The sequence below is a fragment of the Bradyrhizobium sp. UFLA05-89 genome, from assembly GCF_059803475.1.
Genome location: NZ_JBANBA010000009.1, coordinates 34,173 through 60,737, shown reverse-complemented (window position 1 = coordinate 60,737; position 26,565 = coordinate 34,173). Strand labels below are relative to the sequence as shown.

The window sequence follows — 26,565 nt, the reverse complement described above, 5'->3', positions numbered from 1 at the left end:
GCGTATTCCACCGGAAGGTAGGATGGGGAAGCGGAGTTGCTCCGCTCCCCGGAAGGAAGCCCGCGGCGGGGGCGACTAATGCCGACGGCTCCCTTCATCTCTTGAGGCCTCCCGACCCTCAGCCCTTGGCAAGGGGGACTGCGACGAAGCGCGACTGGCCGCCGCTCTTCACGCGCATCAGGACGCTGTTCTTGTTGTCGGTGCGCGCCGCGTTGATCGCTTCGCGCACGTCGCCGGCGGTGCTCACGCTCTTGCCGGCGACCTCGAGAATCACGTCGCCTTCCTTGAAGCCGCGCTCGGCCGCGGCGCTCTTCGGATCGACCTCGGTGACCACGACGCCGTCCTTGCCGCCGCCGGCCACGCTGTTGGCGGGGGCAACCGTCATGCCGAGCTTCGGCACGTCGGTGCCGCGGGTCGGCGCCTTGCTGTTGTCGTTGTCGGTGTCGGCCTTGGCCTCGACCGTGTTCGGCAACTGGCCGAGCGTGAGGTTCAGGACCTTGTCCTGGCCCTTGTGCAGCACGTTGAGCTTCACAGTCGCACCGGGCGCCATGCCGCCGATGGTGCGGGCGAGCTCACGGGCGTCCTTGACGGACTCGCCGTTGACCGAGGTGATGACGTCGCCGGACTCGATGCCGGCCTTCGCCGCCGGGCCATTGGCCTGCGGCTCCGCCACCAGGGCGCCTTCGGCCTTCTTCATGCCGAGGCTGTCGGCGATGTCGGAGGTCACGGGTTGGATCTGCACGCCAATCCAGCCGCGGCTGACCGAGCCCTTGTCCTTGAGCTGGGCGACCACGCTCTTCACGGTCGCGGCCGGAATCGAGAACGCGATGCCGACGCTGCCGCCGGACGGCGAATAGATCGCGGTGTTGACGCCCATCACCTCGCCGTCGGTGTTGAAGGCCGGACCGCCGGAGTTGCCCTTGTTCACGGGCGCGTCGATCTGGATGAAATCGTCATACGGACCGTTGCCGATGTCGCGGCCGCTGGCCGAGACGATGCCGGCGGTCACGGTGCCGCCGAGGCCGAAGGGATTGCCGACCGCGAGCACCCAGTCGCCGATCCGCGGCTTGCCGTCGGACAGCTTTGCGAAGGAGAAGTTCGAGCCGCCCTCGACCTTGATCAAGGCGAGGTCGGTGCGCTGGTCGGTGCCGATCACCTTGGCACTGTAGGTCTTGCCGTCGTCGGTCGTGACCTCGACCTTGTCGGCGCCGTCGACCACGTGGTTGTTGGTCACGGCAAAGCCGTCGGCCGAGGTGAAGAAGCCCGAGCCCTGGCCGGTGACGGCACGCCCGCCGCCGCGCGGTCCGCGCAAGCCGGGGATCCCGTCCTGCCCGCCGAAGCGGCGGAAGAAGCGCTCCATCGGCGAGCCCGGCTGGAACGGCGAATCATCACCGTCATCGTTGCTCGCGGTCTTCTCCTTGATGTTGACCTTCACCGAGATCACCGAGGGTTTCACCCGCTCGACGATGTCGGCAAATCCGATCGGACGTTCGACCTTCTTGACCTCGTTGTTGACCTGCGCATGCGCCGGGCTTGAGAACAGGTCGGACGGCGACGTCGAGGGGCTGAAGCCGTAGACGGCGACGCCCAGGCCGGCGACCACCGAGGCCATCAGCGCGAGCTTGCGGGCAACGAGCAGCGACCGGCGCGGCTGCCGGTACGACGGGAGGGACGAAAGATCGGGACGTTCGGTCATGCAGGGGATCTCCAGGGCCTTGAATTCCTTTTGGCGCTGCTTGGACAGCGCCTTACGGCCCTGAAGATGGTGATTGGCGCCTTACAGCGCGCTGGCGGCGGGGTTAAACTTTTGTAATGATGGGCAAATACCGGTGCGGCAGAATGGCGCAGGCCGAAAATGATGATTTTGCAGGAACTTAACGGAGGTTCCTTCAGCTCGATTTCGCCTCGTCGGACATCAGTGCCGCCAGCTTCGCTTCCTCGTCAGGGGTGAGCGGCGGCGCCACATTTGCAGCGCCTTGCGGCCGGCGCCGAATCTGAAGCCAGAGCGCGATACCGCCCGCGCCCAGCGCGAGCGGCGTGAGCAGCCATAGCAGCAAGGTCTGCCGTTCGAAGCGCGGCTTCAGCAGGACGAACTCGCCATAGCGTGCCACCAGGAAATCGATCACCTGGGAATTGCTGTCGCCGGCCGCGATCCGTTCGCGCACCAACAGGCGCAGGTCGCGCGCGAGCGGCGCCTCGGAGTCGTCGATCGACTGATTCTGGCAGACCATGCAGCGCAACTCGCGCGACAATTCGCGCGCACGCGCCTCCTTCGCGGGGTCGGCCATGATCTCGTCGGGCTGCACGGCGTAGGCTACGGGCAGCCCCAAAAATGCAAGCGCAAGGATCGCTGCGATCGTCCGGCGCATCGGATCACTCCGCCGGCTGCAAGCGCTGCTGCGCGCGCGCCGGTTTTGGCGCGCCAACACGCAAGCGGCGGTCAGATAGCGACAGCACGCCGCCGAACGCCATCAGCACCGGCCCCCACCAGATCAGCAGCACGAAGGGCTTGTGATAGATGCGCACCGCGATCGCGCCCTCGGCGGTAACGTCGCCGAGCGAGATGTAGAGCTGGCTCGCGCCGCGGGTCAGAAGCGCAGCTTCCGTGGTCGAGGAGCCGCGCGTGGTAAAGCTTCGCTTCGACGGTGTCATGACGCTGAGCACCTCGCCATCGCGGCTGACGTCGAACCGCGCGATCATCTCGCCGAAATTCGGGCCCTGCCGCTGGAACAGCCCATCGAGCTTCAGCTCGTAGCCGGCGACCTTGGCGACGTCGTTGGGCTTCATGGTGCCGATATATTCGCTGTTCCAGGTGGTCTCGCAGACGATGCCGATCAGCGCGATGCCAAGGCCGGCATGCGCGAAGGCCGTGCCCCAGACCGAGCGCGGCAATCCGCGCGCACGCCGCACCGCCGTTCCAAACGGCGCGCGGAACAGGCCGACGCGTTCGACGAGATCGGTCACCGCGCCGAGGATGACAAATACCGCGAGCGCGATGGCCGGAGGCGCAAGCGCGCTGCCGCCATGCGCCCAGGCCCACACCAGTGCCAGCGCCAGCAGCGCGAGGAGGCCGGCGGCCAGCAGACGCTGCGCGGCCCCAAGCAGATCGCCGCGCTTCCACGCCAGCATCGGGCCAAAGGGAACGGCAATCAGCAGCGGCACGAACAGCGGCCCGAAGGTGAGATTGAAGAACGGCGCGCCGACCGAGATCTTTTCGCCGGTCAAGACTTCCAGCCCGAGCGGATAGAGGGTTCCGACCAGCACCGTCGCGCAGGCCGTGGTGAGGAAGAGGTTGTTCAGCACCAGCGCGCCCTCGCGCGAGATCGGCGCGAACAGCCCGCCCTGCTTCAGCGACGACACGCGCGCCGCATACAGGCTCAGACTGCCGCCGATGAAAACGCAGAGGATCAGCAGGATGAAGACGCCGCGCGTGGGATCGCTGGCAAAGGCATGTACGGAGGTGAGCACGCCCGAGCGCACCAGGAAGGTGCCGAGCAGCGACAGCGAGAACGTCAGGATCGACAACAGGATTGTCCAGACCTTCAGCGCATTGCGCTTCTCCATCACCAGCGCCGAATGCAATAGCGCGGTGCCAGCGAGCCACGGCATCAGTGAGGCGTTTTCGACGGGGTCCCAGAACCACCAGCCGCCCCAGCCGAGCTCGTAGTAGGCCCAGTAGGAGCCCATCGCGATGCCGAGTGTCAGGAAGATCCAGGCAACGAGCGTCCACGGCCGCACCCACCGCGCCCAGGCGGCATCGATGCGACCTTCGATCAGCGCCGCGATCGCAAACGAGAACGAGATCGAGAAGCCGACATAGCCGAGATAGAGCATCGGCGGATGCACCGCGAGGCCGACGTCCTGGAGCACCGGATTGAGGTCGCGCCCCTCGATCGGTGGGTTGGCGATGCGCAGGAACGGATTCGAGGTGATCAGGATGAAGAGATAGAAGGCGCTCGCAACCCACGCCTGCACGGCGAGCACATGGGCGCGCAGCGACAGCGGCAGGTTGTTGCCGAAGGCAGCGACGAGGCCGCCGAACAGCGCCAGGATCGACACCCACAGCAGCATCGAGCCTTCATGGTTTCCCCACACGCCGGTGATCTTGTAGATCAGCGGCTTCATCGAGTGGGAATTCTCGTAGACGTTGGCGACGGAGAAATCCGAGGTGACGTGCAAGGTGACGAGCGCGACGAAGGACGCGCCGACGAACAGTAATTGCGCAAGCGCCGTGGAGCGCGCGACGTTCATCAATGCGGGGTCGCGCAGCCGTGCGCCGATCAGCGGCACGAAGGACTGGATCAGCGCAAGGCCCAGAGCGAGCACCAGGGCGTAGTGTCCGGATTCCGCGATCACCGTACGGCTCCCTGCGGATTGCCTTGCGCAGTCGTTGCTGCCGGCCTGGCGCCGTAATCATCTTTCCAGTGCCCCTGCTTCTTCAGTGCATCGGCAACGTCCTTGGGCATGTAGGTCTCGTCATGCTTGGCAAGCACTGTGTCGGCCTTGAACACGCCGCTGGGGTCAAGCGCGCCTTCGGCGACGACGCCCTGCCCTTCGCGGAACAGATCGGGCAGGATGCCCTTGTAGGCGACCGGTAGTTTTGCGCTGCCGTCGGCGACTTCGAAGGTCACCGCGAGATTGTCGCCACGCTGCAGCGAGCCCGGCTGCACCAGGCCGCCGAGGCGAAACCGCTTGCCCGGCGCGATGTGCTTCTCGGCGACCATCGTCGGGGTCGAGAAGAACACGATGGAGTCGCGCAGCGCGTTCAGCACCAGTGCTGCGGCGAGCGCGAGCACGGCGAGTGATCCGCCGATGATGGTCATACGTCGCTGCTTGCGCGTCATGGCTGGTTTCTTTCCGCCCTTCCTGCGATCATCATCCGTCGAGCCCGAGATTCTTCAGGCCTTCATTGAGCTGGCGCAGCCGATCGGCGTCGTTGGCTACCGCCTCGCGGGCATCGCTGAGCGCGCCCTTCGCCTTGTCGCGCTCGCCCATCACGACGTAGGCACGCACCAGGCGCAGCCAGCCGTCGACGTCATCGCCGTTCTGCTTGAGCCGGTTGGCGAGCCGCTCGACCATGCCGCGGATCATCGCGCCGCGGTCGCCTTCGCTCATGTCCTTGGCCGCTGCGATCGTGTCGTCCGAGAGCGCCGGCGCGGCGCTGCCGCCGCCGACCCGTGCCAGCGAGGATTGCACGAGCGCACGCCAGGGCGCGTCCGGCGGCGCTTTCGCAAGCACCCCGCGCCAGATCGCGGCCGCATCATCCTTGCGGCCATCTTGCTCAGCGGCGAGACCGAGAAAATAGTTTGCCTTCGGCTCCTCAGCATTGAGCGCGTGCGCGCGCTCGAATTCCGCCTTGGCTTCGGCCGTCACGACACCGCCGGCGGCGGCCAAAAGCGCCTCGCCGAGATCGGACCTTCGCTCCGCGCTTTCGCCATTATAGGAGAGCGCATTGCGATAAGCGCGCACCGCGTCATCGTAACGGCCGAGCCGCTCCAAAACCGGCGCAAGCACGTTCCAGCCGCGACCGTCGGTCGGATTCTTCTCGAGGTGCTGCTCGACCTGCGCCACCATGGTCTCGAGCGACTGCTGCATGCCGGGGGCGCGATCGCGTTGCGCCAGCGGAAAGTCGTGCAGCCTCGGCGAGCCAAGCGGAACGTAGACCAGGATCGCGACCAGCGGCAGGCCGAGCAGCGCCAGCACGGCCGCCGCGCGGCGCCATTTCAGGTTCGACCGGCCGTCCGACGCAGGCTCGCTGCTGGCCGCGGCCAGCAACCGGCGACTGATCTCGATCCGCGCAGCCTCCGCCTCCGGCGCCGCAATCAGGCCTGCGGCAAGATCGTGCTCGACTTCGGCAAGCTGGTCCTTGTAGACGGCGACCTCGCTGCCTCCGCTCTGCGCGCGGCCGGCACGGCCGAGCGGCCAGAGCACAGCGAAAATCGCCGCGACCGTCATCAGCGCGAACACGAACCATAGCGTCATCGGGCAAGCTTCCGGCAGCGCGTCATCCCGCGCCTCTCACGTGGCTTTACACCACGCTCAAGCGGGGCGGCAATTGACAATTGTCAATTTGGCGCGACCGAGGATGGGGCCGAAACGGAGACAATCCAACGGCTTAGGCGATCTCGAATTCCGCGCTCTGCGCCGCGTCCTCGCCGTGCCCGTTCAGCGCCTTCAGGAAATAGGTTCCCGGCCCGACCGTTTCCGGCAGCCTGATCCGCAACGCGCCGACCGGAACGGGAGAGGCGATCGTCGTGACCGGATCCGGCAATTGCCGGCCACTCGCCTTCTCGACCAGCACCACCTTCGCCCTGACCATCATTCTGCGATAGGTCGCCGAAATCACGCGGTTCTCGATTTCCACGAAGCTGATGACGGGTTTCATGCGCCTACAAACAGGGATTCCGACGACTTGGGCGTGGACCGTACGTTCCGTCACCGGCCTCGTCAACCACAAATTGCAGGTAAGCTGCGATACGCTTAAATTTACCCGGCGCGCGAGGATTTGCGCTCGCCGGTCAGCGCGCTTTCGGCCGCCCGGCTCATCAACGAGGCGTAGTCGTCGCCGAACAGCACTTCGCAGAAACGGATGGCAGCGGCCATCTGCTGCTGGCGATAGGCCCGGACCTTGTGGTCGGCGGCGCGCAGCGACTGCACCAGAGACTCCGTTGACCGTTCCACATATTGCTGGAGGTCCGAATAGGTGCGCAGCGTCACCTCGTTGATCGCAAGCTCGCTGGCATAGTTGCGACAGGTCGCGACAAAATCGATCAGCGCGGCTGTTTCCTCGACCTCGGTGCTGTCGACGCGGGCGCCCGGCGGAATGTCCTTCTCCGCGCGCTGGCGCAGGATGCGGCGGACACGGCCCGGTACGCTGTCGATCTCCGATTGCAGGGCGTTGGAGATATCGGCACGGATCGAAGTGAGCTGCTTGCCCCACGTGGAATCGTTGCGCAGATCGAGCTCGGTGCGCAATCCGCGCACGCCGTCATGCAGGGCCTTGAGATTCTCGGCGATGTTGTCAAAGCGGCCGCGCTTGATGTCCAGCCGCAGCATGGCGGCGAGACAGGACAGGTCATGCAGGGCCATTGTGACCGCCACGCCGAACGGCGTCGCGGCGACGCGGATCTCGTCGTCGGAGGCCGCCATCTTGATGGCGAGGCGGATGATCTGCCAGGGCGCCGTCAGCCGCTGGATCACCATCGACAGCGCAAACGGCAGCATCTGCGGCGTCTGCAGGACGGGAACGTTGAGCGCGGCCGTCACCGAGCCGATATGGGAATCGCCGAAAGCACGCAGGAACCGCGGCAGCTTCTCATTGAGGCTCGCGATGGCCTCCCGAACCGCGAGCACGGCACCGACCGAGTAGAGGTCCTCGATGACATTGGGCGGGCCAACGCGGGCAAGCGCGCGTGACTTGTCGCCGCCGCCAGGCCCCGTCAACTCGAAGATCGCGTCGGCCGCGACCGCCTGGATCTTCAGGGCCAGAGCCTCTCCGCCGTCGCCGGCAGGCAGCCGGGAAAGCGCGGCGTCGATCTCACTCACCTTGGCAGGGGCACCATCGCGGCCAAGCCATTGCCAGATCGGGAGCAGCGAGGAGCGGCGGATTTGTCCAAGGCGGATCGGAATGCCGGCCTCGACGAGGAACGGTTCCAGCGGCTGGTAAAGCAGGCGCGACAGATCCTCCGTGCGCGGCGCGGCGTCTTCATCGGCCTCGGTCTTGCGCACGATCTTACGCAGCTGCTCGAGCACGAGGGTGGCCACCGCCGTGTCCTGGCCGCGCTCCAGCGCGCGCTCGAACTCCCGCATCAGCAGCGCCTGCGACTGCGGCGGGAGCTGCGCGAGATAGTCTCTCAGCCGCTCGATCGATGTCTGGCTCATGCGCCTGGTAATGCACGGTCACGTGGCGGACGAGGGATGCGTCCGGGCGCGATCATAGGAGCCGGCGCGTTAAGAAGCCGTTTAGGAAGTTACCCAGCAGGGTGGCGTTTTGTGTCGAAACCTGCCTTTCCGGAACGGAGAAAGGCGCGCGGGAACAAAGGCTAAATGCCGGGGAGCACCAGTTCCGCCCGCAAGCCCCCGATCGGCGCGCTGCCGAGGGTCAGACTGCCGCCGTAGAGCGCGGCGAGGTCGACGACGATCGACAGGCCGAGACCAGATCCCGGCTTGGACTCGTCGAGCCGCTGCCCCCTGCGCGAGACCTGCGCCCGCTCGGCCTCGGACAGGCCACGGCCATCATCGTCGACGATGATCCGCAGGCGTGGTCCGGCATCGGGCTTGCCGGACGCGTCCACCAGCACCTCGATGAAGACACGCGAGGCCGCCCATTTGCAGGCATTGTCGACGAGATTGCCGACCATCTCCTCCAGATCCTGCCGCTCGCCGCGAAATTTCGCGACGGGATCCGCCTTGGCCTCGACGGCGATGCCGCGCTCGCGATGGATCTTCTCCATGGTCCGACGCAGCGCCTCGATGGCCGGTGCAACCTCCGTCACGGTGCCAACGATCGAGACCCTGGCCGCGATGCGGGCGCGCTCCAGGTGATGGGCGAGCTGGTCGCGCATGACGTCGGCCTGCTCCATGACCTTCTCCGCGAACGGATCGGCAGCGTGGGCGGTGGCCTCGTTGACGATCACCGAGAGCGGCGTCTTGATCGCGTGCGCGAGATTGCCGACATGGGTGCGCGCGCGCTCGACGATCTCGCGATTGGCCTCGATCAGCGCATTGGTCTCGCGCGCGAGCGGCGCGATCTCGACGGGGAATTCACCTTCCAGCCGCTCGGCACGCCCGGAGCGGATGTCGGCGATTGCCTCAGAGATGCGCTTGAGGGGCGCTAGGCCGAAGCGGACCTGGAAGACCGTGGTGAGCAGGAGCACGATACCGAGCGCCGTGAACGTGCCGCCGAGGTAATAGTCGAAGCTGCGCGTCTCGTCGAAAATCTCGGTGGCATCGCCCGCGACGCTGACCAGGAACTTGCCGTCGGCGCCGAGATCGACCGGCCGCTCCACCATCCGCAAGGTCTGACCTTCCGGCCCATCGACATAGCCGAGCCGGATGCCGGCCGCAGTCAGCTCGACGCCCTGCTCCTCCAGCTTCGGCAGCTTCTTGTCCCATAGCGAGCGCGACGAGCGCACCTCCGGCTTTTCGGTGTCGGTGCGCGTGATCTGCCAGTACCAGCCTGACAGCGGCAGCTCGAACAGCGGCTCGCCGAGCGACTGGAATTGACGGTCCGGCGGCTCATCGGGCGTGGCCACCTCGGCAATCAGCGTGCGCAGGTAGAGATTGAGCCGGCGGTCGAAGGCGCGCTCCGTGGCGTTCTTGTACACCGATGACAGCACGACACCGGTGATGGCCAGGATCACCACCAGCCACGCCGTCGCCGACAGGAACAGGCGGTTGGCAAGCGAGCTAGCGCGCATTGGATCGATCCCGGCAGGCGCAGGACGGCAGGTGGTCGGAGACGGTCATAGGTGACCAAGACCCCGGTCGCGCCGCCCGGTCAAGTACCAGGCGCAGCCGGTGGGGTCAGGAGATAGCCGAGGCCACGGACGGTCTGGATGATATCGACGTCCAGCTTCTTACGGATGCGGCCGACAAAGACCTCGATGGTGTTGGAGTCGCGGTCGAAATCCTGATCGTAGAGATGCTCGACGAGCTCGGTGCGGGAGACCACGCGCCCGGCATGGTGCATCAGATATTGCAGCAGCCGATATTCGTGCGAGGTCATCTTCACGGGGTTGCCGGAGACGGTCACCTTGTTGGTTCGGGTATCCAGCGTCACCGGTCCGCAGGTCAATTCGCTCTGGGCATGACCGGCCGATCGCCGCAGCAATGCGCGGATGCGCGCCAGCACCTCCTCGAGATGGAAGGGCTTTGCGACGTAGTCGTCGGCGCCGGCATCGAAGCCCTGGACCTTGTCGCTCCAGCGGTCGCGCGCGGTGAGGATCAGGACGGGCATGGCGCGTCCGTTGCGGCGCCAGGCCTCCAGCACCGAGATGCCGTCCTTCTTGGGCAGGCCGATATCGAGCACCACAGCGTCATAGGGCTCGTTGTCGCCGAGATAGTGCCCCTCCTCCCCGTCGAAGGCGCGGTCGACGACGTAGCCGGCGTCGGTCAGCGCCTTGGTGAGCTGGCGATTGAGATCGGGGTCGTCCTCAACAACAAGCAGGCGCACGCTTCTCTCCAAGAATAGTCCGAAAGGGATGGACTGCGGAATCTACTGCCAAGATGATCAATCCTGGCGTGAACTGAATATGAACGCCGGGAACTGGCAAATGTTACTTTTTCGTCATGAAGCCGACACGACAGCGCCCGCCATGCGGCCGGGCAAAACCGGCCGTATGGCGGGCGCAATTTGCCGCGTTCCGCGGCGAGTCGGAAGCGCTGATCGCAGCTAGCCGGCGCTCAGGTCCGGAAGAACACGAACCAGATGACGCCGAGGATCAGGATCGCAAGTCCGGTCGAGACGGTGAGCAACGCTGCGACCGACGGACCGGGCTCGCCCTGGCGCGCTTCGGTCGATGTTTCGATGATCTGATCGTCGCGTCTCGTAGCCATGGCAACCCTCAACTGCCGGGGTGTCGCGTCCAAATGCCGCGACCTCCTCGCGGCCTCTCGTGACGTGCGGCGGGGCAACGTCTGATCGCGAACGATGTTCCGGTCCGGACTTGGCAGAGGGTCGGCGATTAACGCCGTTGCAAGATTCCATCCCGCGGCTTGCTATGATTCGCGGTTCCCCAGTGTTATCCTCGTCAGTTGTCCCTGTTGCGTTTGGAGTAGCCCATGGCCCCCCGTGCCAATTGGAAGGGTTTTTTGCGCCTCTCGCTCGTGACCTGCCCGGTCGCGCTTTATCCCGCCACTTCGGATACCGAGAAGGTCTCCTTCAACCAGATCAACCGAAAGACAGGCCACCGGATCAAGTACCTCAAGGTCGACGCCGAGACCGGCGACGAGGTCACCTCCGACGACATCGTCAAGGGCTACAAGGTCGACACCGATACCTATATCGAGGTCACCAAGGACGAGCTCGATGACATCGCGCTGGAATCGACCCACACGATCGAGATCGACGAATTCGTGCCCCAGACCGACATCGACAACCGCTATCTGATCCGCCCCTATTATCTCGTGCCGGACGGCAAGGTCGGCCATGATGCCTATGCGGTGATCCGCGAGACCATCCGGAGCATGAACAAGGTCGCGATCGGCCGCGTGGTGCTGACCAACCGCGAGCACATCATCGCGCTCGAACCGCTCGACAGCGGCCTGATGGGCACGCTGCTGCGCTACCCCTACGAGGTGCGCAGCGAGACGGAGTATTTCGACGACATCCAGGACGTGAAGCTAACCAAGGACATGCTCGACCTCGCCAAGCACATCGTCGAGAAGAAGTCCGGCGCATTCGAGCCCGAGCTGTTCGAGGACCACTACGAGACCGCGCTGATCGACCTGATCAACAAGAAGCGCAGCGGTGTCCCGCTCGCCGCCAAGGCCGCGCCGAAGACGGGCGGCAACGTCATCAACCTGATGGACGCGCTCAAGAAGAGCCTTGCGACCGAGAAGGGAGCCGCGCCCGCCGCCAAGGCCGACGGCAAGGCCAAGAAGCCGAAGAAGCGGGTCGAGGGTCAGCGCGAAATGCTGCTGCCGATCGCCGGCAAAGGCGGCAAGACTGCTGCCGGCAAGGAAGCGCCCAGGAAGACTGACAAGCAGGCCGAAAAGCAGGCCGACAAGCCGGTGCGTGCGCCGGCGCGCGGCAGGAAGGCCGGATAGCGCCACGACCTCCGGGCGACGCTGCCGTGATTTCCCTTCCCGCGTATCGCCCGGCCTGACATGCCCTGGTCGACGTCGTTCGACGAACCGATCCCCCTGCCCAACCGGCGCAAACTGCTCACGCTGCAAGAGGCGGCCGACTACATCGTGCAACTGCCAGAGGACGCGCAGCACGAAGCCCACTGGCAGACCGCCATCGAGACCCTCATCAACGCGGCTGAGACCGGTGGCGGCTGGATGATGTTCGCCCGTATCGCCATGTTGCGGGCGTTGAACGCGGACGGCCGTCGCGGATGAGCGCTGCCAGCCCCCTGCTCCCTTGCCGACCCGTTGGCGAACAGGCTCAATAATCCGTTAAGCGGCGCGTCGTTTTTCGCGACGGCCGCCTGACCTCATGGTCGCACCGGGTATTCCTACGGAAGAGAAAATTAACCGTCGATTGTCGCTCTGCGCCGCATGATCACGCTCTTGATTGAGCCAAGGTCGCACGCCCGTGCAGCAGCAGGACGGCAGAAAAAACTACATCGGCATCGTGAACGACACGAGCGACGAAGAGCGCGTCGCCGACAGTGCCGCGCGATCGCAGCCGCGCGTGATAAACTATCTGGTCGGGCGCCTCGCGGTCGTGCTGAAAAGCCATCGCAAGGACACGTAGAGACGCGCGATCACGCCATAGCGCTTTCTCGATTTCTTTACCATGCTCAGCCCCTGCAATGCCGCATCCACAGGTAGGGCACCGATTCAAATCCACCTGAATTGGGTGAGGAAACCTTAATTTAATGGGTGCCATCATACAGGCAGCACGCGAGGTCGACCGAACCTGTTATTTTGACGCGCACGAAAAAACTTAATCGACCGATTTACCCCTTCGAAAACGACGTCCGCATAGATTAGACGGATCAATAGGAGTCGACGATGGCTTTGCTTAGGTCTTTCCTTGCCGATGAAAGTGGTGCCACCGCCATTGAGTATGGTCTGATCGCCGCCGGCATTGCGCTCGCAATCGTCACGGTTGTGAACAACACGGGCTCAGCGCTGCTCAACAACAAGTTCAACTCCATCAGCTCGGCGATGAAGTAAAGCCGATAGCTGACCTGACGCGAACTCCAGCCTTCCATTGATTCCAGGACGGCGTCCGGCTTCGGCTCGAACCGTGACGCCCCTCACCGCATCGTCGCAAGCCGTAGCGCGAGCGCACAGGCGCGGTCGTATTCGTCGAGATTGATCCATTCGTCGATCGTGTGCGCCTCGTTCTGCCCCGCACCGAAGGTCACGGTCGGAATGCCGTGCCGGACCATCCAGTTCGCGTCCAGGCCGCCATTGGCAGCGCGGACGGCCGGCGCCCCTCCAACCGCGGACACGGCTTCGATCGCGCGTTTGACGACGGGCAGGCTCTCCTTCATGCGGAACGGATAATAGTCGGTCTCGGCCTTGAATTTGATGCGACCGGATTTGCCTTGCGCGTTCGTGACGCGCTTGGCGGCCTTCTCGAACGCGGCCTTGTAGGCCTTGGTGATCTCCTTGAAGAACTTTCCATCGTGACTGCGGCTTTCGCCGCGCACGTGAACATAGTCGGTGACGACGTTGGTTGCATCGCCTGCCGGGCGCCCCTCGCCGCCGGTGACGGGACCGACGTTGCTGGTGCCCTGCCGCTTGCCCTTCACCACCTTGCCGAACCAGCCGCCGGCCTTCACCTCGGCGAGCGCAAGCGCAAGGATCATCGTCGAAGAGATTCCGCGCTCCGGCGCCACGCCGGCGTGCGAGGCGCGGCCGAAAATCTCGACCTGCCAGCGATCCGCACCGACGGCACCGATGGTGACGTTGGAGGCGGAGCCGCCGTCGTAGTTGAAGGCCATCGCCGGCGAGCCGAGCTCCTCCGTCCTGACGTGGCGCGCGCCATAGAGCCCGCTCTCCTCCCGCACGCAGAACAGCAGCGTGATCGGCGGATGATCGAGCTGCTGCTTCGCAAGCTCAGCCGCCAGCGTGACGAGAACGCCGCAGCCGCAGCGGTTGTCGCCGCCGAGTGCGGTCTTCGCCGCGTTGACGATCTTGCGCCCCGACCGCTTCGGATTTGCGCCGGCGCACAGCGGCACGGTGTCCATGTGGGTCATGAACATGATGCGCGGCTGGTTGTGCATCGCGCCGCAGCCGGGCAGATCGACGATGAGGTTGCCGGTCTCGGTCGGCACGGGAATGCGTGTGTTGGCGTCGTCGAGGCGGATCGCCCCCGCCGGCACGCCACTTTCTTGCAGCGCCGCCGTAAGCTCGCGCCCGATCGCTGCCTCCTTTCCAGTCACGCCCTCGACGGCGAGGAAGCGCATGAGGCGGTCGGTGGCGGCCTGGGTGTCGACGGACATGGATGATTTCCTCGATGGACGGTGCCTGCAAGCATCCTTTGCAGCAGCCAGTTCCGCAAGGCTCCTCGCCGCAATTCGCCCGGCGATTCCAACATCGGCCTCCATCTCAAATGCAGAGGCTGAGCAGCTTGACGTGGCAATCCCTGGATTTGGATCCGCTTGAGGGCGCGGCGTCGCGTTTCACGGCGACAACGGGCTCCCTGTCCTTCTTACCCTTGCCCGGCTTCGGCTCGTAATCGCCCGCAATCACCATGGCCCAGTAGGTGCGCTTGCCGCTGGCATTCCTGGCGCTCGCGATTCCGACGCGGGAGGCGTTGTGCAACAAGAGGTTCCTGCGGTGCCCGGAGGAGTCGATCCACTGTCCGAGCGTCTTCTCGAAACTGTCGTAACCATAGGCGATGTTCTCGGCGGCGCGCCCCGCATGCGCAGGCGCAACCCGCCTGGTGAACGGCCCGAGGACCTCATGACTGAGATCGTCCTTTGCCGCCATCGCGCGCGCCTGCTCCAGCGCAATGCGGTCGAGGGTTGCATCGCGTACGACGCGAACCTCGCCGTGCTTGAGACGGAAGCCGGAGATCAGTTCGGCCGGAGATTCGGCGGCCATGACCGGCGCAGCCAGCAGCACAAAGCTGGCCATCATTCCGCCGACCATACGACGTGTCATCGTCCCCCAGGTACCCATCGGTCTCCAAGCCCGCGCGATATCCTGCCGTTTCTCCACCGGCAATGTGGACGCTTCAAGGCGCGCGCCAAGCATCCCTCCATGTGGGCACGTAATGGCACGCGGCCCAAAGTTGCGTTAGCATCCGGCCGAAGGGGCCGCACGGCGAAAGTTGCGGATACAGAACGGTCGAGGAGCATGGCGATGGAATACCGACGCTTGGGTTCGTCAGGGCTCACTGTGCCGGCGCTCAGTCTTGGAACGGGCACCTTCGGCGGGGTTGGTCGCCTCGCGGCGTGGGGCACTACTGACGCGACCGAGGCACGGCGCCTCCTGGATATCTGCCTTGATGCCGGCGTGTCGATGTTCGACAGCGCCGACGTCTATTCGCTTGGCGAATCCGAGCGCGTGCTCGGTGAGGCCATCAAAGGTCGCCGCGACAAGGTTTTGATCTCGACCAAGGCAACGTTCCGTTTCGGCGATGGGCCGAATGACATCGGCTCGTCACGGCAGCATCTGCTCGCAGCGATCGACGGCTCGCTGAGCCGGCTTGGCACCGACTATATCGACCTGTTCCAGCTCCATGGCTTCGACGCCTTTACGCCGCCCGAAGAGGTTCTTGCGACACTCGATGGGCTCGTGCGCGCCGGCAAGATCCGCTACATCGGCGTTTCGAACTTCTCGGGCTGGCACCTGATGAAGTCGCTCGCCGTCGCCGACAAATACGGTTATCCGCGCTACGTCGCCAATCAAACCTACTATTCGCTGATCGGGCGCGACTACGAATGGGAGTTGATGCCGCTCGGCGTGGACCAGGGCGTCGGCGCGGTCGTCTGGTCGCCTCTCGGCTGGGGGCGTCTCACCGGAAAGATACGCCGGGGTCAGCCGAAGCCCGAGGTCAGCCGTTTGCCCAAGACGGCCGACTTCGGGCCGCCGGTGCCGGACGAGCACGTCTATCGTGTCGTGGACGCGATCGACGAGGTTGCCAGGGAAACCGGGAAAAGCGTGTCGCAAATTGCGTTGAACTGGCTGCTCCAGCGCCCGACAGTTTCGACCTTGATCATTGGCGCGCGCAACGAGGCGCAATTGCGCGAAAATCTCGGCGCGGTCGGCTGGTCATTGAGCAGGGATCAGATCGAGCGTCTGGACGCCGCCAGCAAGGTGACGCTGCCCTATCCTTATTGGCACCAGCGAACGACCTTCACCGACCGCAATCCCCCGCCTGTCTGAGGCGCGTTTCGAACGGTCCGGCGATCATTTCCGATATTGTTCGTCGCTGACCTTTTCCATCCAGTCGACCGCCTTCCCGCCCAGTGCTTCCTGGATGGCGATGTGCGTCATGGCCGTTGTCGGCGAAGCGCCGTGCCAGTGCTTCAATCCCGGCGCAAACCACACGACGTCACCCGGACGGATTTCCTCGACGGGGCCGCCCTCGCGCTACACCCAGCCGAATCCCGCCGTGACGATCAGCGTCTGCCCGAGGGGATGCGTATGCCAAGCTGTACGTGCACCGGGCTCGAATGTGACCTGGGCGGCGCCGACCCGTGCCGGCTCCGGCGCCTGGAACAGCGGGTCGATGCGGACCGTTCCGGTGAACCAGTCTTCCGGACCTTTCTGCGAGGGGCGAGACCCGACCCTCTTGATGTCGATGTCCATGTGAAGCTCCTTATTGGTTGGAACGTCTGGTGGTTGACTTCGGTTTCATTGCGGCCTTCCCTGCGCATTGGCCGGATGCGCCATCAGCCACCAGGCGACGAGCGCGGCGGAGAGGACGGTCACCGCGCTGGCGAGGAACACAACGTTTAGCCTCGCTCCGATCGCTATCAATCCAAGCGCGGGGCTCGCAAGCCCCTGGGCCAGGTCGAGAAAGGCAGTATAGGCGCCCATCGCCAGGCCGCGGCTCTGCGCCGGCACGCGGCGGACCGCTTCGACACCGAATCCGGGGTACACCAGCGAGAAACCAAAGCCGGTAAGCGCAGCGCCCACCAACGCCATTTCGGGTCGAACGGCGAGCCAGATCAGCGCCTGCCCTGCAGCTTCGATCAGCGCGCAGACCAGCGCGACTTTTGCACCGCCGATCGCGTCGGCCGCATGGCTGAAGAACACCCGCGCCAGAATGAAGGCAACCGCGTAGGCCGTATACGCGAGCCATCCGTGCGACCACCCACGATTTGCGAACAGCAGGGCGACGAACGTGGTCACGGCACCGAAGCCGACGCTGCCGAGTGCCGAGCCCAGGCCCGGCACCCATACGGCACCGATCACTTCGGCGAAGGAGACGCGGACGTGCTGCACGGGAGCAATCGATGGAAGCTGCGCAACGAGAAGCAGGGTCACGAGCGGAGCCGCGGCGGTCGCCAACGCGATGGCCACAAAGCCGTGGGCGGCATAGAGGGCGGAGCCGGCCGGTGCGCCGATCGCGAAGGCCGCGAACATCGCCGAGCCGACCCACGCGATCACCTTGCCCGTGCTCCGGGAATCGACAAGCGCAAGTCCCCAGCTCACTGCGGCCGTGATGATGAAGCTTTCTGCACCGCCGAGCAGACCGCGTCCGAGAAACAGAATGGTGACCGATGACAGCGGAGCGCCGCTGAAACCGAGCGAGAGCAGATAGAGCAGCCCGGAAGCCGCAGCCGCCAGCAGGCCGGCGATCACGCCTCGCTTCGCCCCGCGGCTGTCCGAGTAGTGGCCCGCCCACGGTCGCGAGATCAACGAGGCGGCGAACTGACTGCCCGCGACGAGGCCGACCACGAAGCTATCGAACCCGAGGCCGTCGTGAACATGAAGCGGAAGAACGGGCAACGCAAAGCCAATGACGAGAAAGGCAACGAAGACCACGCCCATGATCGGCAGCAAGGTCGCTGCGACGCGAGGGGCCGCGACCGGTTCTTGCATCGCTGATATCGACATGTCGGCTTCGAGCTCCGTCCAACGCTGAACCGAACCTAGGACTTCCGCCGACCACAGATTAGGTGATAAATTTCGAATGCGGTTATTAGACAGGCTTATCAATGGACCGGGACGACGCGAGCGATCTCCTCGCCTTTCTCGCGGTGGCGAGAGAACGCAGTTTCACGCGGGCCGCGGCGAAGCTCGGCATGACGCAGTCCGGGCTCAGCCAGATCATCCGAAATCTCGAGGAGCGGATCGGCGTCCGACTCTTGAACCGGACGACGCGCAGCGTCACGCCCACTCAGGCTGGAGAGCGGCTGTTCCTGAGCATCGGCCCCAAATTCAACGAGATGGACGTGGAGCTTGCCGCGCTCAGCGAGCTCCGCGAAAAGCCGGCGGGGACCGTTCGTCTCACGGCGACAGAATATGCCGCCACCGAAATCCTGCTGCCTGCCCTGGGCAAGATGTTGCCGAAATACCCTGACATCCACGTCGAGGTGATCATCGATTACGGTCTCACCAACATCGTGGCGCAGCAGGTCGATGCGGGGATCCGCCCGGGCGAGCTTGTCGCCAGGGATATGATTGCCGTCAGGGTCAGCCCCGATCTTCGCATGGCGGTCGTCGGCTCGCCCGCCTACTTCGCCGAACGGAAGCGACCCAGGACCCCCCAGGACCTGACGGGCCATAACTGCCTCAATCTTCGCCTGCCGACCCATGGCGGCAGCCTCTACGCCTGGGAGTTCGAGAAGAACGGACGAGAACTCAACGTTCGCGTCGAAGGGCAGCTTGTGTTCAACAGCGCAGGCCTGCTCCTGCAGGGAGCGCTCAAGGGGTTTGGTCTCGCCTATCTGACGGAAGGCCATGTGCAGCCCTACGTCTCGAAAGGCCAGCTCGTTCGCGTTCTCAGCGACTGGTGCCCCGCCTTTTCCGGCTATCATCTCTACTATCCGAGCCGCCGCCAACCGACACCGGCTTTCTCGCTGCTGGTCGAGGCGCTGCGATATCGCGGCAAATAGCGACCGAGCGCGACAGCCCTGCATGGCAGACCTACGGCTGCGCGCGAGCGCGCGCGCTTTACGCTTCCGCGAATTCCTGATCCTCTACCCGCCAAACTGGCCGGATCAACCGGCCTGCCGAAGGGAGAGACGCGATGAAGCTCGGCACTGCGATCGCGGAAATCATGAAGCGCGAGGGGATCGAGATCCTCTGCGGCTATCCCGTCAATCACTTGATCGAGCACGCGGCGAAGGCGGAGATTCGGCCCGTCATGGTGCGGCAGGAGCGCGTCGGCATCCATATGGCGGATGCGATCTCGCGCGTCACCTCGGGGCGCAGCATCGGCGCCTTCTGCATGCAGCATGGTCCGGGGGCCGAGAACGCCATGGGCGGTGTCGCGCAGTGCTTTGGCGAGTCGGTGCCCGTGCTGGTGCTGCCGATGGGCTATCAGCGCAGGCTCTCGCACATCGAGCCGAACTTCAACTCCAGCGAGGTGATGAAGGCGTTCGCCAAATCCTCCGAACCGATCATCCTGGCCGCTGAAGTCGCCAATATCTTTCGCCGTGCCTTCACCAAGCTCAAGAACGGCCGCGGCGGTCCCGTCATCGTCGAGATCCCCTCGGACCTGTGGAACGAGGAGGTTCCGGAACCACTGACCTACACACCAGTGCTGCGCACCCGCTACGGCGCCGACCCTGTTCATGTGAAGGAGGCTGCGGCGCTTCTGATCGACGCGAAACGGCCGGTGATCTATGCCGGCCAGGGCGTGCACTACGCGCAGGCTTGGCTGCAACTGAAACGGTTCGCCGAACGGCTCGCGATCCCCGTCACCACAAGCCTCGGCGGCAAGTCGTCGTTCCCCGAGACGCATCCACTCTCGCTCGGCTCGGGTGGACTTGCCGTGCCGCGCGCCGTGCCGAAGTTCCTTGCCGAGGCCGATGTGATCTTCGGCATCGGCTGCTCCTTCACCGAGACCAGCTTTGGCATCGCCATGCCCAAGGGTAAGATCATCATCCATTCGACGCTCGATCCAAACCATCTCAACAAGGATATCGAAGCCAAGGTCGGGCTCGTCGGCGATGCCGGGCTGGTGCTCGATGCGCTGCTCGAGGAGATCGGCAAGACCGTCACGTCGAACCGCGATGCCTCGGCGGTTGCGGCCGAGATCGCGACCTCCCACAAGGATTGGCTGGCAAAGTGGATGCCAAAGCTCACCAGCAACGACGCGCCGCTCAATCCCTATCGCGTGCTCTGGGACCTCCAGCACACCGTCGACATCCACAACACCATCATTACTCATGACGCCGGCAGCCCGCGCGACCAGCTCTCGCCGTTCTGGAGGGCGGTCGAGCCCCTCTCCTATCTCGGCTGGGGCAAGACCACGCAGCTCGGCTACGGTCTTGGGCTTGCGATGGGCGCAAAGCTCGCAAGGCCGGACAAGCTTTGCATCAACGTCTGGGGCGATGCCGCGATCGGTTTTACCGGCATGGATTTCGAGACCGCGGTGCGCGAGCGCATCCCGATCCTTTCGATCCTACTCAACAACTTCTCGATGGCGATCGAGCTGAAAGTGATGCCGGTCTCGACCGAGAAATATCGCTCGACCGACATTTCCGGCGACTATGCCGCGATGGCGCGCGCCTTCGGCGGCCATGGCGAGCGGGTGACCAAGCCTGAGGACATCGTTCCCGCGATCAAACGCGGCATCCAGAAAACCCGCGACGGTATGCCGACGCTGCTGGAGTTCATCACCAGCAAGGAGACGGAGGTGTCGCGGCCGGGGGCCTGAGCGACTTGGCGAGCATTACCCGATATGCGGCGCAAGGATATTCCTGGCCTGAACGGTTCCAGAATGGAATAATCGCTGCCAGACTAGCCAATTGGGCATGGCGCCAAGACGCCGGCCAAAATGGATATTTTTGATGACTGCGCTTTCGCAGGACGTCGCAGCCGAGCTCAGGGCCAGGATTGCCGAGCTCGTACAGCAATTGCAGTCAAGCGCCGCGGCGAATGAGCGGTTGCAGCATGAGTTGGCGCTGTCGCGCGACCGGCAGGCAGCCAGCGCCGAGATTCTACGCACCATCGCCAGTGCCCCTGGCGACGCGGGTCGGTCGCTCCAACAAATCGCCGAGACCTGCGGCCGGCTGTTTGACGCCCCCAGTGTCTCGATCCAGCTCGCCGAGAATGGCGAATGGGGCGAGGCCTATCGGTTCGGTACCAGCGCCCAGCACATCCGCTCGATCGTGCCGCTCAACAAGATCACTGTCGGCGGGCAGAACATGCCGGGCCAGGTCATCACGCGAAACGAGCAGATCAACATTTCCGACCTCGATCACATCGATCCCTCGATGGCGGAATGGCCGGGCCTGCCGCTGGCGCGCGCCGCCGGCACGCGCACGATGTGCGGCACGCCGCTGCGCCGCGACGGCAAGGCGATCGGCGCACTGATCATTTATCGCGACAAGCTCCAGCCCTTCACTCCGGATGAGCTGGCGCTCCAGCAGAGCTTCGCCGACCAGGCCGTGATCGCGATCAAGAATGCACGGCTGTTCGAGGAGGTGCAGGCCAGGACGCACGAGCTGACCGAATCACTGGAGCAGCAGACCGCGACATCGGAGGTACTGAGCGTCATCAGCCGCTCGGCCGGCGATCTCGCGCCGGTATTCGACGCCATGCTCAGCAAGGCAATGCAGCTCTGCGGCGCCAATTTCGGCGTGCTCAACACCTACGATGGAACGCAATTCCACACGGCGGCCACTTATGGACTGCCCCCCGCTTACGATCAGTTCCGGCGCAAGCTGCCCCTCAACTATGGTCCGGCCACCGCGCCGACGCGCCTTTTGGCGGGTGAAGCATTCGTCGAAATCACTGATCTGCTAGAGTCGGACGCCTATCGCAGCGGAGAGCCGAACCGTCGGGCGCTGGTCGATCTCGGCGGCGCGCGCTGCCTGCTCGCGGTGCCGTTGCTCAAGGACGAGCGCGTGGTCGGCAATGTCATGATCTTCCGACAGGAAAACCGGCGCTTTTCCGAAAAGCAGATCGCGCTCCTGCAGCAATTTGCTGCCCAGGCGGTCATCGCCATCGAGAACACGCGATTGCTCGGCGAATTGCGCGAGCGCACCGAGGATTTGACCGAGTCGCTGCAACAGCAGACGGCGACCGCCGACGTGCTCAAGGTGATCAGTCGCTCGGCCTTCGACTTGCAGGCCGTGCTCAATACACTGGTCGAATCGGCGGCACGCCTATGCGAAGCCGATATGGCGGCGATCACCCGCAAGACCGGCAATGTTTATTTCCGGGCGGGTTCCTACGGCTTTCCAATCAAATTCGCCGAATATGTAAGAGATCTCCCGGTCCTGCCCGACAAGCGCACCATCACGGGCCGGACTTTGCTGGGCGACAAGGTGGTCCATGTCACCGATGTGCTCGAAGATCCCGACTACTCCTTTGAAGGCCAGGAATTGAGCGGCAATCCGCGCAGCTTTCTTGGCGTGCCCTTGCTGCGCGAAGGCAACCCGGTTGGCGCCATTGTCCTTGCACGTCGCGAGGTCCGCCCGTTCAGCGAAAAGCAGATCGAGCTCGTTACGAGCTTCGCCGACCAGGCCGTCATCGCGATCGAGAATGTGCGCCTCTTTGACGAAGTGCAGTCCCGCACCAAAGAACTTGCCGCCTCCCTCGACGACCTCCGCACCGCCCAAGATCGGCTGATCCAGACCGAAAAGCTCGCCTCCCTCGGCCAGCTCACCGCCGGCATCGCGCATGAGATCAAGAACCCGCTCAACTTCGTCAACAATTTCGCAGCACTGTCATCGGAACTGACGGACGAGCTCAACGATATTCTGAAGTCTGCCAGACTCACCGACAATATCCGCGACGAAGTCTATGAATTGACAGGGCTCTTGAAGGACAATCTGCAAAAGATCGTCCAGCACGGGCAGCGCGCCGATTCCATTGTCAAGAACATGCTGCTGCATTCCCGCGAAGGCAGCGGCGAGCACCGGCCGACTGACGTGAACGCCTTGGTCGAGGAGAGCCTCAACCTCGCCTATCACGGTGCCCGCGCCGAGAAGCCGCAGTTCAACGTCACGCTCAAATGCGAGCTCGATCCCGAGGCTGGCATGGTCGACGCCTTCCCCCAGGAGATCACCCGCGTTCTCCTGAATCTGATCGCCAACGGCTTTTACGCGGTCGCCAAACGCAAGGCCGCGAATGGCGCTGACGACTACGAACCTGTCCTGGTCGCGGGCACACAGGATCGCGGCGCCCAAGTCGAAATCCGCATCCGCGACAACGGCATCGGCATTCCCCCTGACGTAAGAGAGAAGATGTTCAACCCCTTCTTCACGACCAAGCCGGCAGGCGAAGGTACGGGACTCGGGCTTTCCATGAGCCACGACATCATCGTGAAACAGCATGGTGGCACGATCGACGTCGAAACCGTGTCCGGCGAATTTACCGAGTTCACGATCAGATTGCCGCGCAAAGGCAATTTTTCAGACAGGACCAGAGGTTAGCCGTGACTGTGATGGTTCTCGTGGTGGACGACGAGCCCGACGTGGAGGCGTTGTTCCGCCAGCAATTTGTCGCGATCTCCGCGCTCAGCGCTTTGTGATGGATTTTGCCAATTCGGCGGCGGAGGCGCCACAGGACTCCTGACCAAGCCGATCGACTTCGCCCTGCTGCGCGGAGGGAGCGACGCGCGGCTCGCGCAGGCGGGATAGACCCTCACGGGAACCGCCGCCCGCCTCACCTCGGTTGCGATCGAGTCCGATTGTGCGATAGTCGTCCAATTCAGGAAGTCGTCGCGCCGTGGGTGCCGCTTTCAAAAATCTCGCATGGCTGATCCGACGGCAGATGTTGTCGCTGTCCGGCGTCGGCCTCATGCTGGGCGCTTTGTTCTTCGCGGCTTCGCTCACGCCGACGCTCATTCCACGCAGCTATCTCACGCAAGGCGCGCTGGCCGGCGCCTGCTTCGCGATCGGCTACGCGGCCGGCCTCCTCTGGCGCTGGCTGTGGCATTACCTTGAACTGCCCGAACCTTCGCCGCGCGTGCGATCGACCGCCAACACGCTGGTCGCGGTCGGCTGCCTGCTCGTCGTCGTCATTTATCTCTGGCGAACCGCCGAATGGCAGAACTCGATCCGCGCCGTCATGAAGATGGCGCCGGTCGAGACCGCGCATCCGTTCAAAGTCTGCGCCATCGCGCTGCTCACATTCGTCGTGCTTCTGGCGCTGGGACGGCTGTTCGTGCTCATGGTTCGCTTCCTGGCCGCACGCAAAAGTCGCGTCGTCCCGAGAAAGATCGCAAACGTCCTCGGCGTTCTCGTGGCGGCGCTGCTGTTCTGGTCGATCGCCAACAATCTCCTGATCCGCACCGCGTTCCGCGCGCTCGATTCCTCCTTCCGCGAATTCGACGCCCTGCTCGAGCCGGAGCGGCCGCAGCCGACGGCGCCCGAGAAAACGGGAAGCGCGGCATCGCTGGTGAAATGGAATGAGCTTGGACGTGCGGGGCGCGAATTCGTGGCCTCGGGTCCAACCGCAGCCGAGATCAGCGCCTTCACGGCGCAGCCCGCGCAGGAGCCCGTCCGGGTCTATGTTGGCCTCGGTGCCCGCGACACGGCGCAGGCGCGCGCCGAGCTGGCGCTGGACGAGCTCAAGCGCCAGCACGGCTTCGAGCGCGCGATCCTGATCGTCATCACGCCGACCGGCACCGGCTGGGTCGACCCTGCGGCGATGGGCACCGTCGAGTATCTCCACCACGGCAACGTGGCCAGCGTCGCGATGCAGTATTCCTATCTCAACAGCCCTCTGTCGCTGATGTTTCAGCCCGAATACGGCGCGGAAGCTGCGCGCGCCCTGTTCTCGGAAGTTTACGGCTACTGGACGACGCTGCCGAGAGACAAGCGGCCAAAACTGTACCTGCATGGTCTCAGCCTCGGCGCCATGAACTCGGAGAAATCCGCCGAGCTGTTCGAGACGATCGGCGACCCCATTGCCGGCGCGCTGTGGAGCGGGCCGCCGTTCGAGAGCCGCATCTGGCGCTCGGTCACCGCGAACCGCAATGAAGGCTCGCCGGCCTGGCTGCCTGAATTTCGCGACGGCCGCTTCGTACGCTTCATGAATCAGAACGGGCCGACGGTGCCGGCCGATGCGCCCTGGGGCGCGCTGCGCGTCGTCTATCTGCAATATGCCAGCGATCCGATCGTGCTGTTCGACTACCACGATGCCTACCGCGCACCAGCCTGGATGAAAGCGCCGCGCGGCCCGGACGTGTCACCTGAGCTGCGCTGGTATCCCGTCGTGACGATGCTCCAGCTCGCCCTCGACATGGCGGTCGCCACCAACACGCCGATGGGCTTTGGCCATGTGTACGCGCCCGAGCATTACGTCGATGCCTGGATCGCCGTCACCGATGTGCAGGACTGGTCCGCCGAGGCGCTCACGCGGTTGAAGGACCATCTTGCGGCAACAGCGAGGAAGGCGGCCGAGCGCAGCGCTGATGACAACCCTTATGCCGATCGCGGCGGATGACACGCCGCCCCGGCCCTGCACGCCAAATGGCGCGTCCATTTACGAATAGTGCAATCGCGGCGGACGCGCCAGACCGAGATGATCCCGCAGTGTCGTACCTTGATATTCGCGCCGGAACAGGCCGCGCTCCTGGAGCTCCGGAATGACGAGATCGACGAAGTCGTCCATGCTATCGGGGAGACTCAGGATCGAGATCATGAACCCATCAGCAGCATCCGCATCGCTCCATCGCTCGATGAAATCTGCGATATCGGCAGGGGTGCCGATGACGCGATTCATGCCGCCCGCGAGCTCGAGATAGAGTTCGCGAATAGTCATTCCCTTGTCCCGCGCGATATCGAAGAGTGCTTTCTGACGCGTCTGATTGCCATTGGTCAGGGGCACCTCAGGAACGGGATCATCGAGATCAAAGGCGGTGAAATCGAAACCACCCGTGAGCTTACGGAGCGATTCCAAACCGATTTCAGGATGCACCAGGCTTTGCAGATATTCGAACTTCTCTTCGGCCTCACGCATCGTGCGGCCTACGACCGGGTGTATTGCAGGCAGGATCTTGATGGAATTCCTGTTGCGGCCGAAGGCTTCGGCACGCCGCTTGACATCGGCATAGAACGCCTGGGCCTTGGCGACATCCGGCTGCCCTGTGACGAACACCAACTCGGCATATTTGGCGCCAAAGGCCTTCCCGGCCTCGGAGGCGCCGGCCTGCGCGATGACCGGATAACCTTGCACCGGCCGGGCCACATCTAGAATTCCGTCCAGCGAAAGGCGTTCACCGCGGAAGCTGACGGGGTGGAGCTTTTCGCGATCAAAGAAAACGCCGTTGGCCTTGTCGCGCGTGATGGCGCCGTCCTCCCAGCTATCCCAGAACGCGCAAACCGCGCGGAAGAACTCGTCGGCCATCTCGTAGCGCAGGTCATGCTCGGGCAATGGCCCACGACCGAACAGAGGACCTGACGGCTGTGCCGACGTCACCACGTTCCAGCCGGCGCGACCACCGCTCAGGTGGTCGAGCGAGGCGAAACGCCGCGCCGTATGATACACCTCGTCGTAAGTCGTCGAAGACGTGCCGACCAACCCGATCCTGTCCGTTGCTGCCGCGAGATAGGACAACAAGGTCATCGGCTCGAACCGCACGACTTCCTGCCGGATGGCCAGTTGCGGCAGATTCACGGTGAAGAAATCCGGCACGAACAGCGCATCGAGCTTCCCGCGCTCCGCCGCCTGGGCGACCCGTTTGTAAAGTTGCGGATCCAGCCCCCCGCCGGCCGGAACTCCCTTGTGTCGCCAGGCCGCAGTGTGAAAGCCGCTGGCCGTCAGAAACGCACCAAGGTGGACCTGTCTCCGTGTCATTGT

The 26,565-nt window shown here is 64.3% G+C and carries 23 protein-coding genes and 2 pseudogenes; 10 read left to right on the top strand and 15 right to left on the bottom strand.

The features are described 5' to 3' along the window. Window positions 1–118 precede the first annotated feature (118 nt). The 10 genes from SO139_RS07355 to SO139_RS07310 all read right to left on the bottom strand — a co-directional run bounded on the left by SO139_RS07355 (window position 119) and on the right by SO139_RS07310 (window position 10,557). Window positions 119–1,696 carry a Do family serine endopeptidase gene (locus SO139_RS07355; protein WP_498539849.1) on the bottom strand — a complete coding sequence of 526 codons (1,578 nt, stop codon included), beginning with the start codon at window positions 1,694–1,696 and terminating at the stop codon, window positions 119–121. Window positions 1,697–1,889: 193 nt separating this feature from the next. Continuing rightward, window positions 1,890–2,369 (bottom strand): cytochrome c-type biogenesis protein, encoded by a 480-nt coding sequence (locus SO139_RS07350; RefSeq protein WP_449381483.1) that lies wholly within the window; start codon window positions 2,367–2,369, stop codon window positions 1,890–1,892. 4 nt (window positions 2,370–2,373) lie between these two features. Beyond that, a complete protein-coding gene (locus SO139_RS07345) occupies window positions 2,374–4,356 on the bottom strand; it encodes a heme lyase CcmF/NrfE family subunit (RefSeq protein WP_449381482.1) in 1,983 nt (660 codons plus the stop codon). Further along, a complete protein-coding gene (ccmE, locus tag SO139_RS07340; protein WP_449381481.1) occupies window positions 4,353–4,844 on the bottom strand; it encodes a cytochrome c maturation protein CcmE in 492 nt (163 codons plus the stop codon). The genes SO139_RS07345 and ccmE overlap by 4 nt, the downstream gene beginning before the upstream one ends. A gap of 31 nt (window positions 4,845–4,875) precedes the next feature. Continuing rightward, complete coding sequence (gene ccmI / locus SO139_RS07335) at window positions 4,876–5,982, bottom strand: c-type cytochrome biogenesis protein CcmI (protein ID WP_449381480.1); 1,107 nt, start codon at window positions 5,980–5,982, stop codon at window positions 4,876–4,878. Between the two features lie 133 nt (window positions 5,983–6,115). Further along, on the bottom strand, window positions 6,116–6,385 hold the full coding sequence (locus SO139_RS07330; RefSeq protein WP_449381479.1) for a hypothetical protein: 270 nt from the start codon (window positions 6,383–6,385) through the stop codon (window positions 6,116–6,118). A gap of 101 nt (window positions 6,386–6,486) precedes the next feature. Next, the gene (locus tag SO139_RS07325) at window positions 6,487–7,881 is read right to left on the bottom strand and encodes a hypothetical protein (RefSeq protein ID WP_449381478.1); all 1,395 of its coding nucleotides are present in this window, start codon (window positions 7,879–7,881) and stop codon (window positions 6,487–6,489) included. 161 nt (window positions 7,882–8,042) lie between these two features. Continuing rightward, entirely contained in the window at window positions 8,043–9,419 is a 1,377-nt protein-coding gene (locus SO139_RS07320; RefSeq protein ID WP_449381477.1) for an ATP-binding protein, read from the bottom strand. Window positions 9,420–9,499: 80 nt separating this feature from the next. Then, entirely contained in the window at window positions 9,500–10,174 is a 675-nt protein-coding gene (locus tag SO139_RS07315; RefSeq protein ID WP_449381476.1) for a response regulator transcription factor, read from the bottom strand. Between the two features lie 230 nt (window positions 10,175–10,404). Beyond that, complete coding sequence (locus SO139_RS07310) at window positions 10,405–10,557, bottom strand: hypothetical protein (protein ID WP_449381475.1); 153 nt, start codon at window positions 10,555–10,557, stop codon at window positions 10,405–10,407. 225 nt (window positions 10,558–10,782) lie between these two features. On the opposite strand from SO139_RS07310, the gene ku reads away from it, so the two are divergent. The 4 genes from ku (at window position 10,783) to SO139_RS07290 (ending at window position 12,849) form a co-directional block, all read left to right on the top strand. Next, complete coding sequence (ku, locus tag SO139_RS07305) at window positions 10,783–11,769, top strand: non-homologous end joining protein Ku (RefSeq protein WP_449381474.1); 987 nt, start codon at window positions 10,783–10,785, stop codon at window positions 11,767–11,769. Between the two features lie 60 nt (window positions 11,770–11,829). Beyond that, window positions 11,830–12,066, top strand: a complete 237-nt coding sequence (locus SO139_RS07300; protein WP_449381473.1) for a hypothetical protein — start codon at window positions 11,830–11,832, stop codon at window positions 12,064–12,066. A 196-nt stretch (window positions 12,067–12,262) separates the two neighbouring features. After that, window positions 12,263–12,424 (top strand): hypothetical protein, encoded by a 162-nt coding sequence (locus SO139_RS07295; protein WP_449381472.1) that lies wholly within the window; start codon window positions 12,263–12,265, stop codon window positions 12,422–12,424. A gap of 260 nt (window positions 12,425–12,684) precedes the next feature. Next, window positions 12,685–12,849 carry a Flp family type IVb pilin gene (locus tag SO139_RS07290; protein ID WP_027521278.1) on the top strand — a complete coding sequence of 55 codons (165 nt, stop codon included), beginning with the start codon at window positions 12,685–12,687 and terminating at the stop codon, window positions 12,847–12,849. An 83-nt stretch (window positions 12,850–12,932) separates the two neighbouring features. Here SO139_RS07290 and SO139_RS07285 read toward each other — a convergent pair whose 3' ends face one another. Next, window positions 12,933–14,126: a M20/M25/M40 family metallo-hydrolase gene (locus SO139_RS07285; RefSeq protein ID WP_449381471.1), complete on the bottom strand. Its 1,194-nt coding sequence runs from the start codon at window positions 14,124–14,126 to the stop codon at window positions 12,933–12,935. A gap of 106 nt (window positions 14,127–14,232) precedes the next feature. Continuing rightward, on the bottom strand, window positions 14,233–14,808 hold the full coding sequence (locus SO139_RS07280; RefSeq protein ID WP_449381470.1) for a CAP domain-containing protein: 576 nt from the start codon (window positions 14,806–14,808) through the stop codon (window positions 14,233–14,235). 183 nt (window positions 14,809–14,991) lie between these two features. Between SO139_RS07280 and SO139_RS07275 the strand changes: the two genes are divergently transcribed. After that, a complete protein-coding gene (locus SO139_RS07275; protein WP_449381469.1) occupies window positions 14,992–16,017 on the top strand; it encodes an aldo/keto reductase in 1,026 nt (341 codons plus the stop codon). Between the two features lie 24 nt (window positions 16,018–16,041). On the opposite strand, the pseudogene SO139_RS07270 reads toward SO139_RS07275, so the two are convergent. Together SO139_RS07270 and SO139_RS07265 are read right to left on the bottom strand one after the other, a co-directional pair. Then, a pseudogene (locus SO139_RS07270) lies at window positions 16,042–16,437 on the bottom strand ((R)-mandelonitrile lyase). 51 nt (window positions 16,438–16,488) lie between these two features. Then, a complete protein-coding gene (locus SO139_RS07265; protein WP_449381468.1) occupies window positions 16,489–17,682 on the bottom strand; it encodes an arabinose transporter in 1,194 nt (397 codons plus the stop codon). A 116-nt stretch (window positions 17,683–17,798) separates the two neighbouring features. Here SO139_RS07265 and SO139_RS07260 point away from each other — a divergent pair, with 116 nt between their 5' ends. The 5 genes and pseudogenes from SO139_RS07260 (at window position 17,799) to SO139_RS07240 (ending at window position 25,209) form a co-directional block, all read left to right on the top strand. Further along, a complete protein-coding gene (locus SO139_RS07260; protein WP_449381467.1) occupies window positions 17,799–18,698 on the top strand; it encodes a LysR family transcriptional regulator in 900 nt (299 codons plus the stop codon). Between the two features lie 134 nt (window positions 18,699–18,832). Further along, window positions 18,833–20,467 (top strand): thiamine pyrophosphate-requiring protein, encoded by a 1,635-nt coding sequence (locus SO139_RS07255; protein ID WP_498539848.1) that lies wholly within the window; start codon window positions 18,833–18,835, stop codon window positions 20,465–20,467. Window positions 20,468–20,600: 133 nt separating this feature from the next. Further along, window positions 20,601–23,192, top strand: coding sequence for a GAF domain-containing sensor histidine kinase (locus SO139_RS07250; RefSeq protein WP_498539847.1), 2,592 nt, complete (start codon window positions 20,601–20,603; stop codon window positions 23,190–23,192). 2 nt (window positions 23,193–23,194) lie between these two features. After that, a pseudogene (locus SO139_RS07245) lies at window positions 23,195–23,319 on the top strand (response regulator); the annotation flags it as partial. Window positions 23,320–23,532: 213 nt separating this feature from the next. After that, window positions 23,533–25,209: an alpha/beta hydrolase gene (locus tag SO139_RS07240; RefSeq protein WP_449381506.1), complete on the top strand. Its 1,677-nt coding sequence runs from the start codon at window positions 23,533–23,535 to the stop codon at window positions 25,207–25,209. 39 nt (window positions 25,210–25,248) lie between these two features. On the opposite strand, the gene SO139_RS07235 is transcribed toward SO139_RS07240, so the two are convergent. Further along, window positions 25,249–26,562: an LLM class flavin-dependent oxidoreductase gene (locus SO139_RS07235; RefSeq protein WP_498539846.1), complete on the bottom strand. Its 1,314-nt coding sequence runs from the start codon at window positions 26,560–26,562 to the stop codon at window positions 25,249–25,251. Window positions 26,563–26,565 lie beyond the last annotated feature (3 nt).

Excerpts from the sequence above, each read along its gene's own strand:
- SO139_RS07330 (WP_449381479.1), bottom strand. The coding sequence starts at position 6,385 with ATGAAACCCGTCATCAGCTTCGTGGAAATCGAGAACCGCGTGATTTCG.
- SO139_RS07280 (WP_449381470.1), bottom strand. The coding sequence starts at position 14,808 with ATGGGTACCTGGGGGACGATGACACGTCGTATGGTCGGCGGAATGATG.
- SO139_RS07350 (WP_449381483.1), bottom strand. The coding sequence starts at position 2,369 with ATGCGCCGGACGATCGCAGCGATCCTTGCGCTTGCATTTTTGGGGCTG.
- ccmE (WP_449381481.1), bottom strand. The coding sequence starts at position 4,844 with ATGACGCGCAAGCAGCGACGTATGACCATCATCGGCGGATCACTCGCC.
- SO139_RS07260 (WP_449381467.1), top strand. The coding sequence starts at position 17,799 with ATGGACCGGGACGACGCGAGCGATCTCCTCGCCTTTCTCGCGGTGGCG.
- SO139_RS07250 (WP_498539847.1), top strand. The coding sequence starts at position 20,601 with ATGACTGCGCTTTCGCAGGACGTCGCAGCCGAGCTCAGGGCCAGGATT.
- SO139_RS07355 (WP_498539849.1), bottom strand. The coding sequence starts at position 1,696 with ATGACCGAACGTCCCGATCTTTCGTCCCTCCCGTCGTACCGGCAGCCG.
- SO139_RS07235 (WP_498539846.1), bottom strand. The coding sequence starts at position 26,562 with ATGACACGGAGACAGGTCCACCTTGGTGCGTTTCTGACGGCCAGCGGC.
- SO139_RS07320 (WP_449381477.1), bottom strand. The coding sequence starts at position 9,419 with ATGCGCGCTAGCTCGCTTGCCAACCGCCTGTTCCTGTCGGCGACGGCG.
- SO139_RS07240 (WP_449381506.1), top strand. The coding sequence starts at position 23,533 with ATGTTGTCGCTGTCCGGCGTCGGCCTCATGCTGGGCGCTTTGTTCTTC.
- SO139_RS07290 (WP_027521278.1), top strand. The coding sequence starts at position 12,685 with ATGGCTTTGCTTAGGTCTTTCCTTGCCGATGAAAGTGGTGCCACCGCC.
- SO139_RS07300 (WP_449381473.1), top strand. The coding sequence starts at position 11,830 with ATGCCCTGGTCGACGTCGTTCGACGAACCGATCCCCCTGCCCAACCGG.
- SO139_RS07310 (WP_449381475.1), bottom strand. The coding sequence starts at position 10,557 with ATGGCTACGAGACGCGACGATCAGATCATCGAAACATCGACCGAAGCG.
- SO139_RS07325 (WP_449381478.1), bottom strand. The coding sequence starts at position 7,881 with ATGAGCCAGACATCGATCGAGCGGCTGAGAGACTATCTCGCGCAGCTC.
- ku (WP_449381474.1), top strand. The coding sequence starts at position 10,783 with ATGGCCCCCCGTGCCAATTGGAAGGGTTTTTTGCGCCTCTCGCTCGTG.
- ccmI (WP_449381480.1), bottom strand. The coding sequence starts at position 5,982 with ATGACGCTATGGTTCGTGTTCGCGCTGATGACGGTCGCGGCGATTTTC.
- SO139_RS07265 (WP_449381468.1), bottom strand. The coding sequence starts at position 17,682 with ATGCAAGAACCGGTCGCGGCCCCTCGCGTCGCAGCGACCTTGCTGCCG.
- SO139_RS07285 (WP_449381471.1), bottom strand. The coding sequence starts at position 14,126 with ATGTCCGTCGACACCCAGGCCGCCACCGACCGCCTCATGCGCTTCCTC.
- SO139_RS07275 (WP_449381469.1), top strand. The coding sequence starts at position 14,992 with ATGGAATACCGACGCTTGGGTTCGTCAGGGCTCACTGTGCCGGCGCTC.
- SO139_RS07255 (WP_498539848.1), top strand. The coding sequence starts at position 18,833 with ATGAAGCTCGGCACTGCGATCGCGGAAATCATGAAGCGCGAGGGGATC.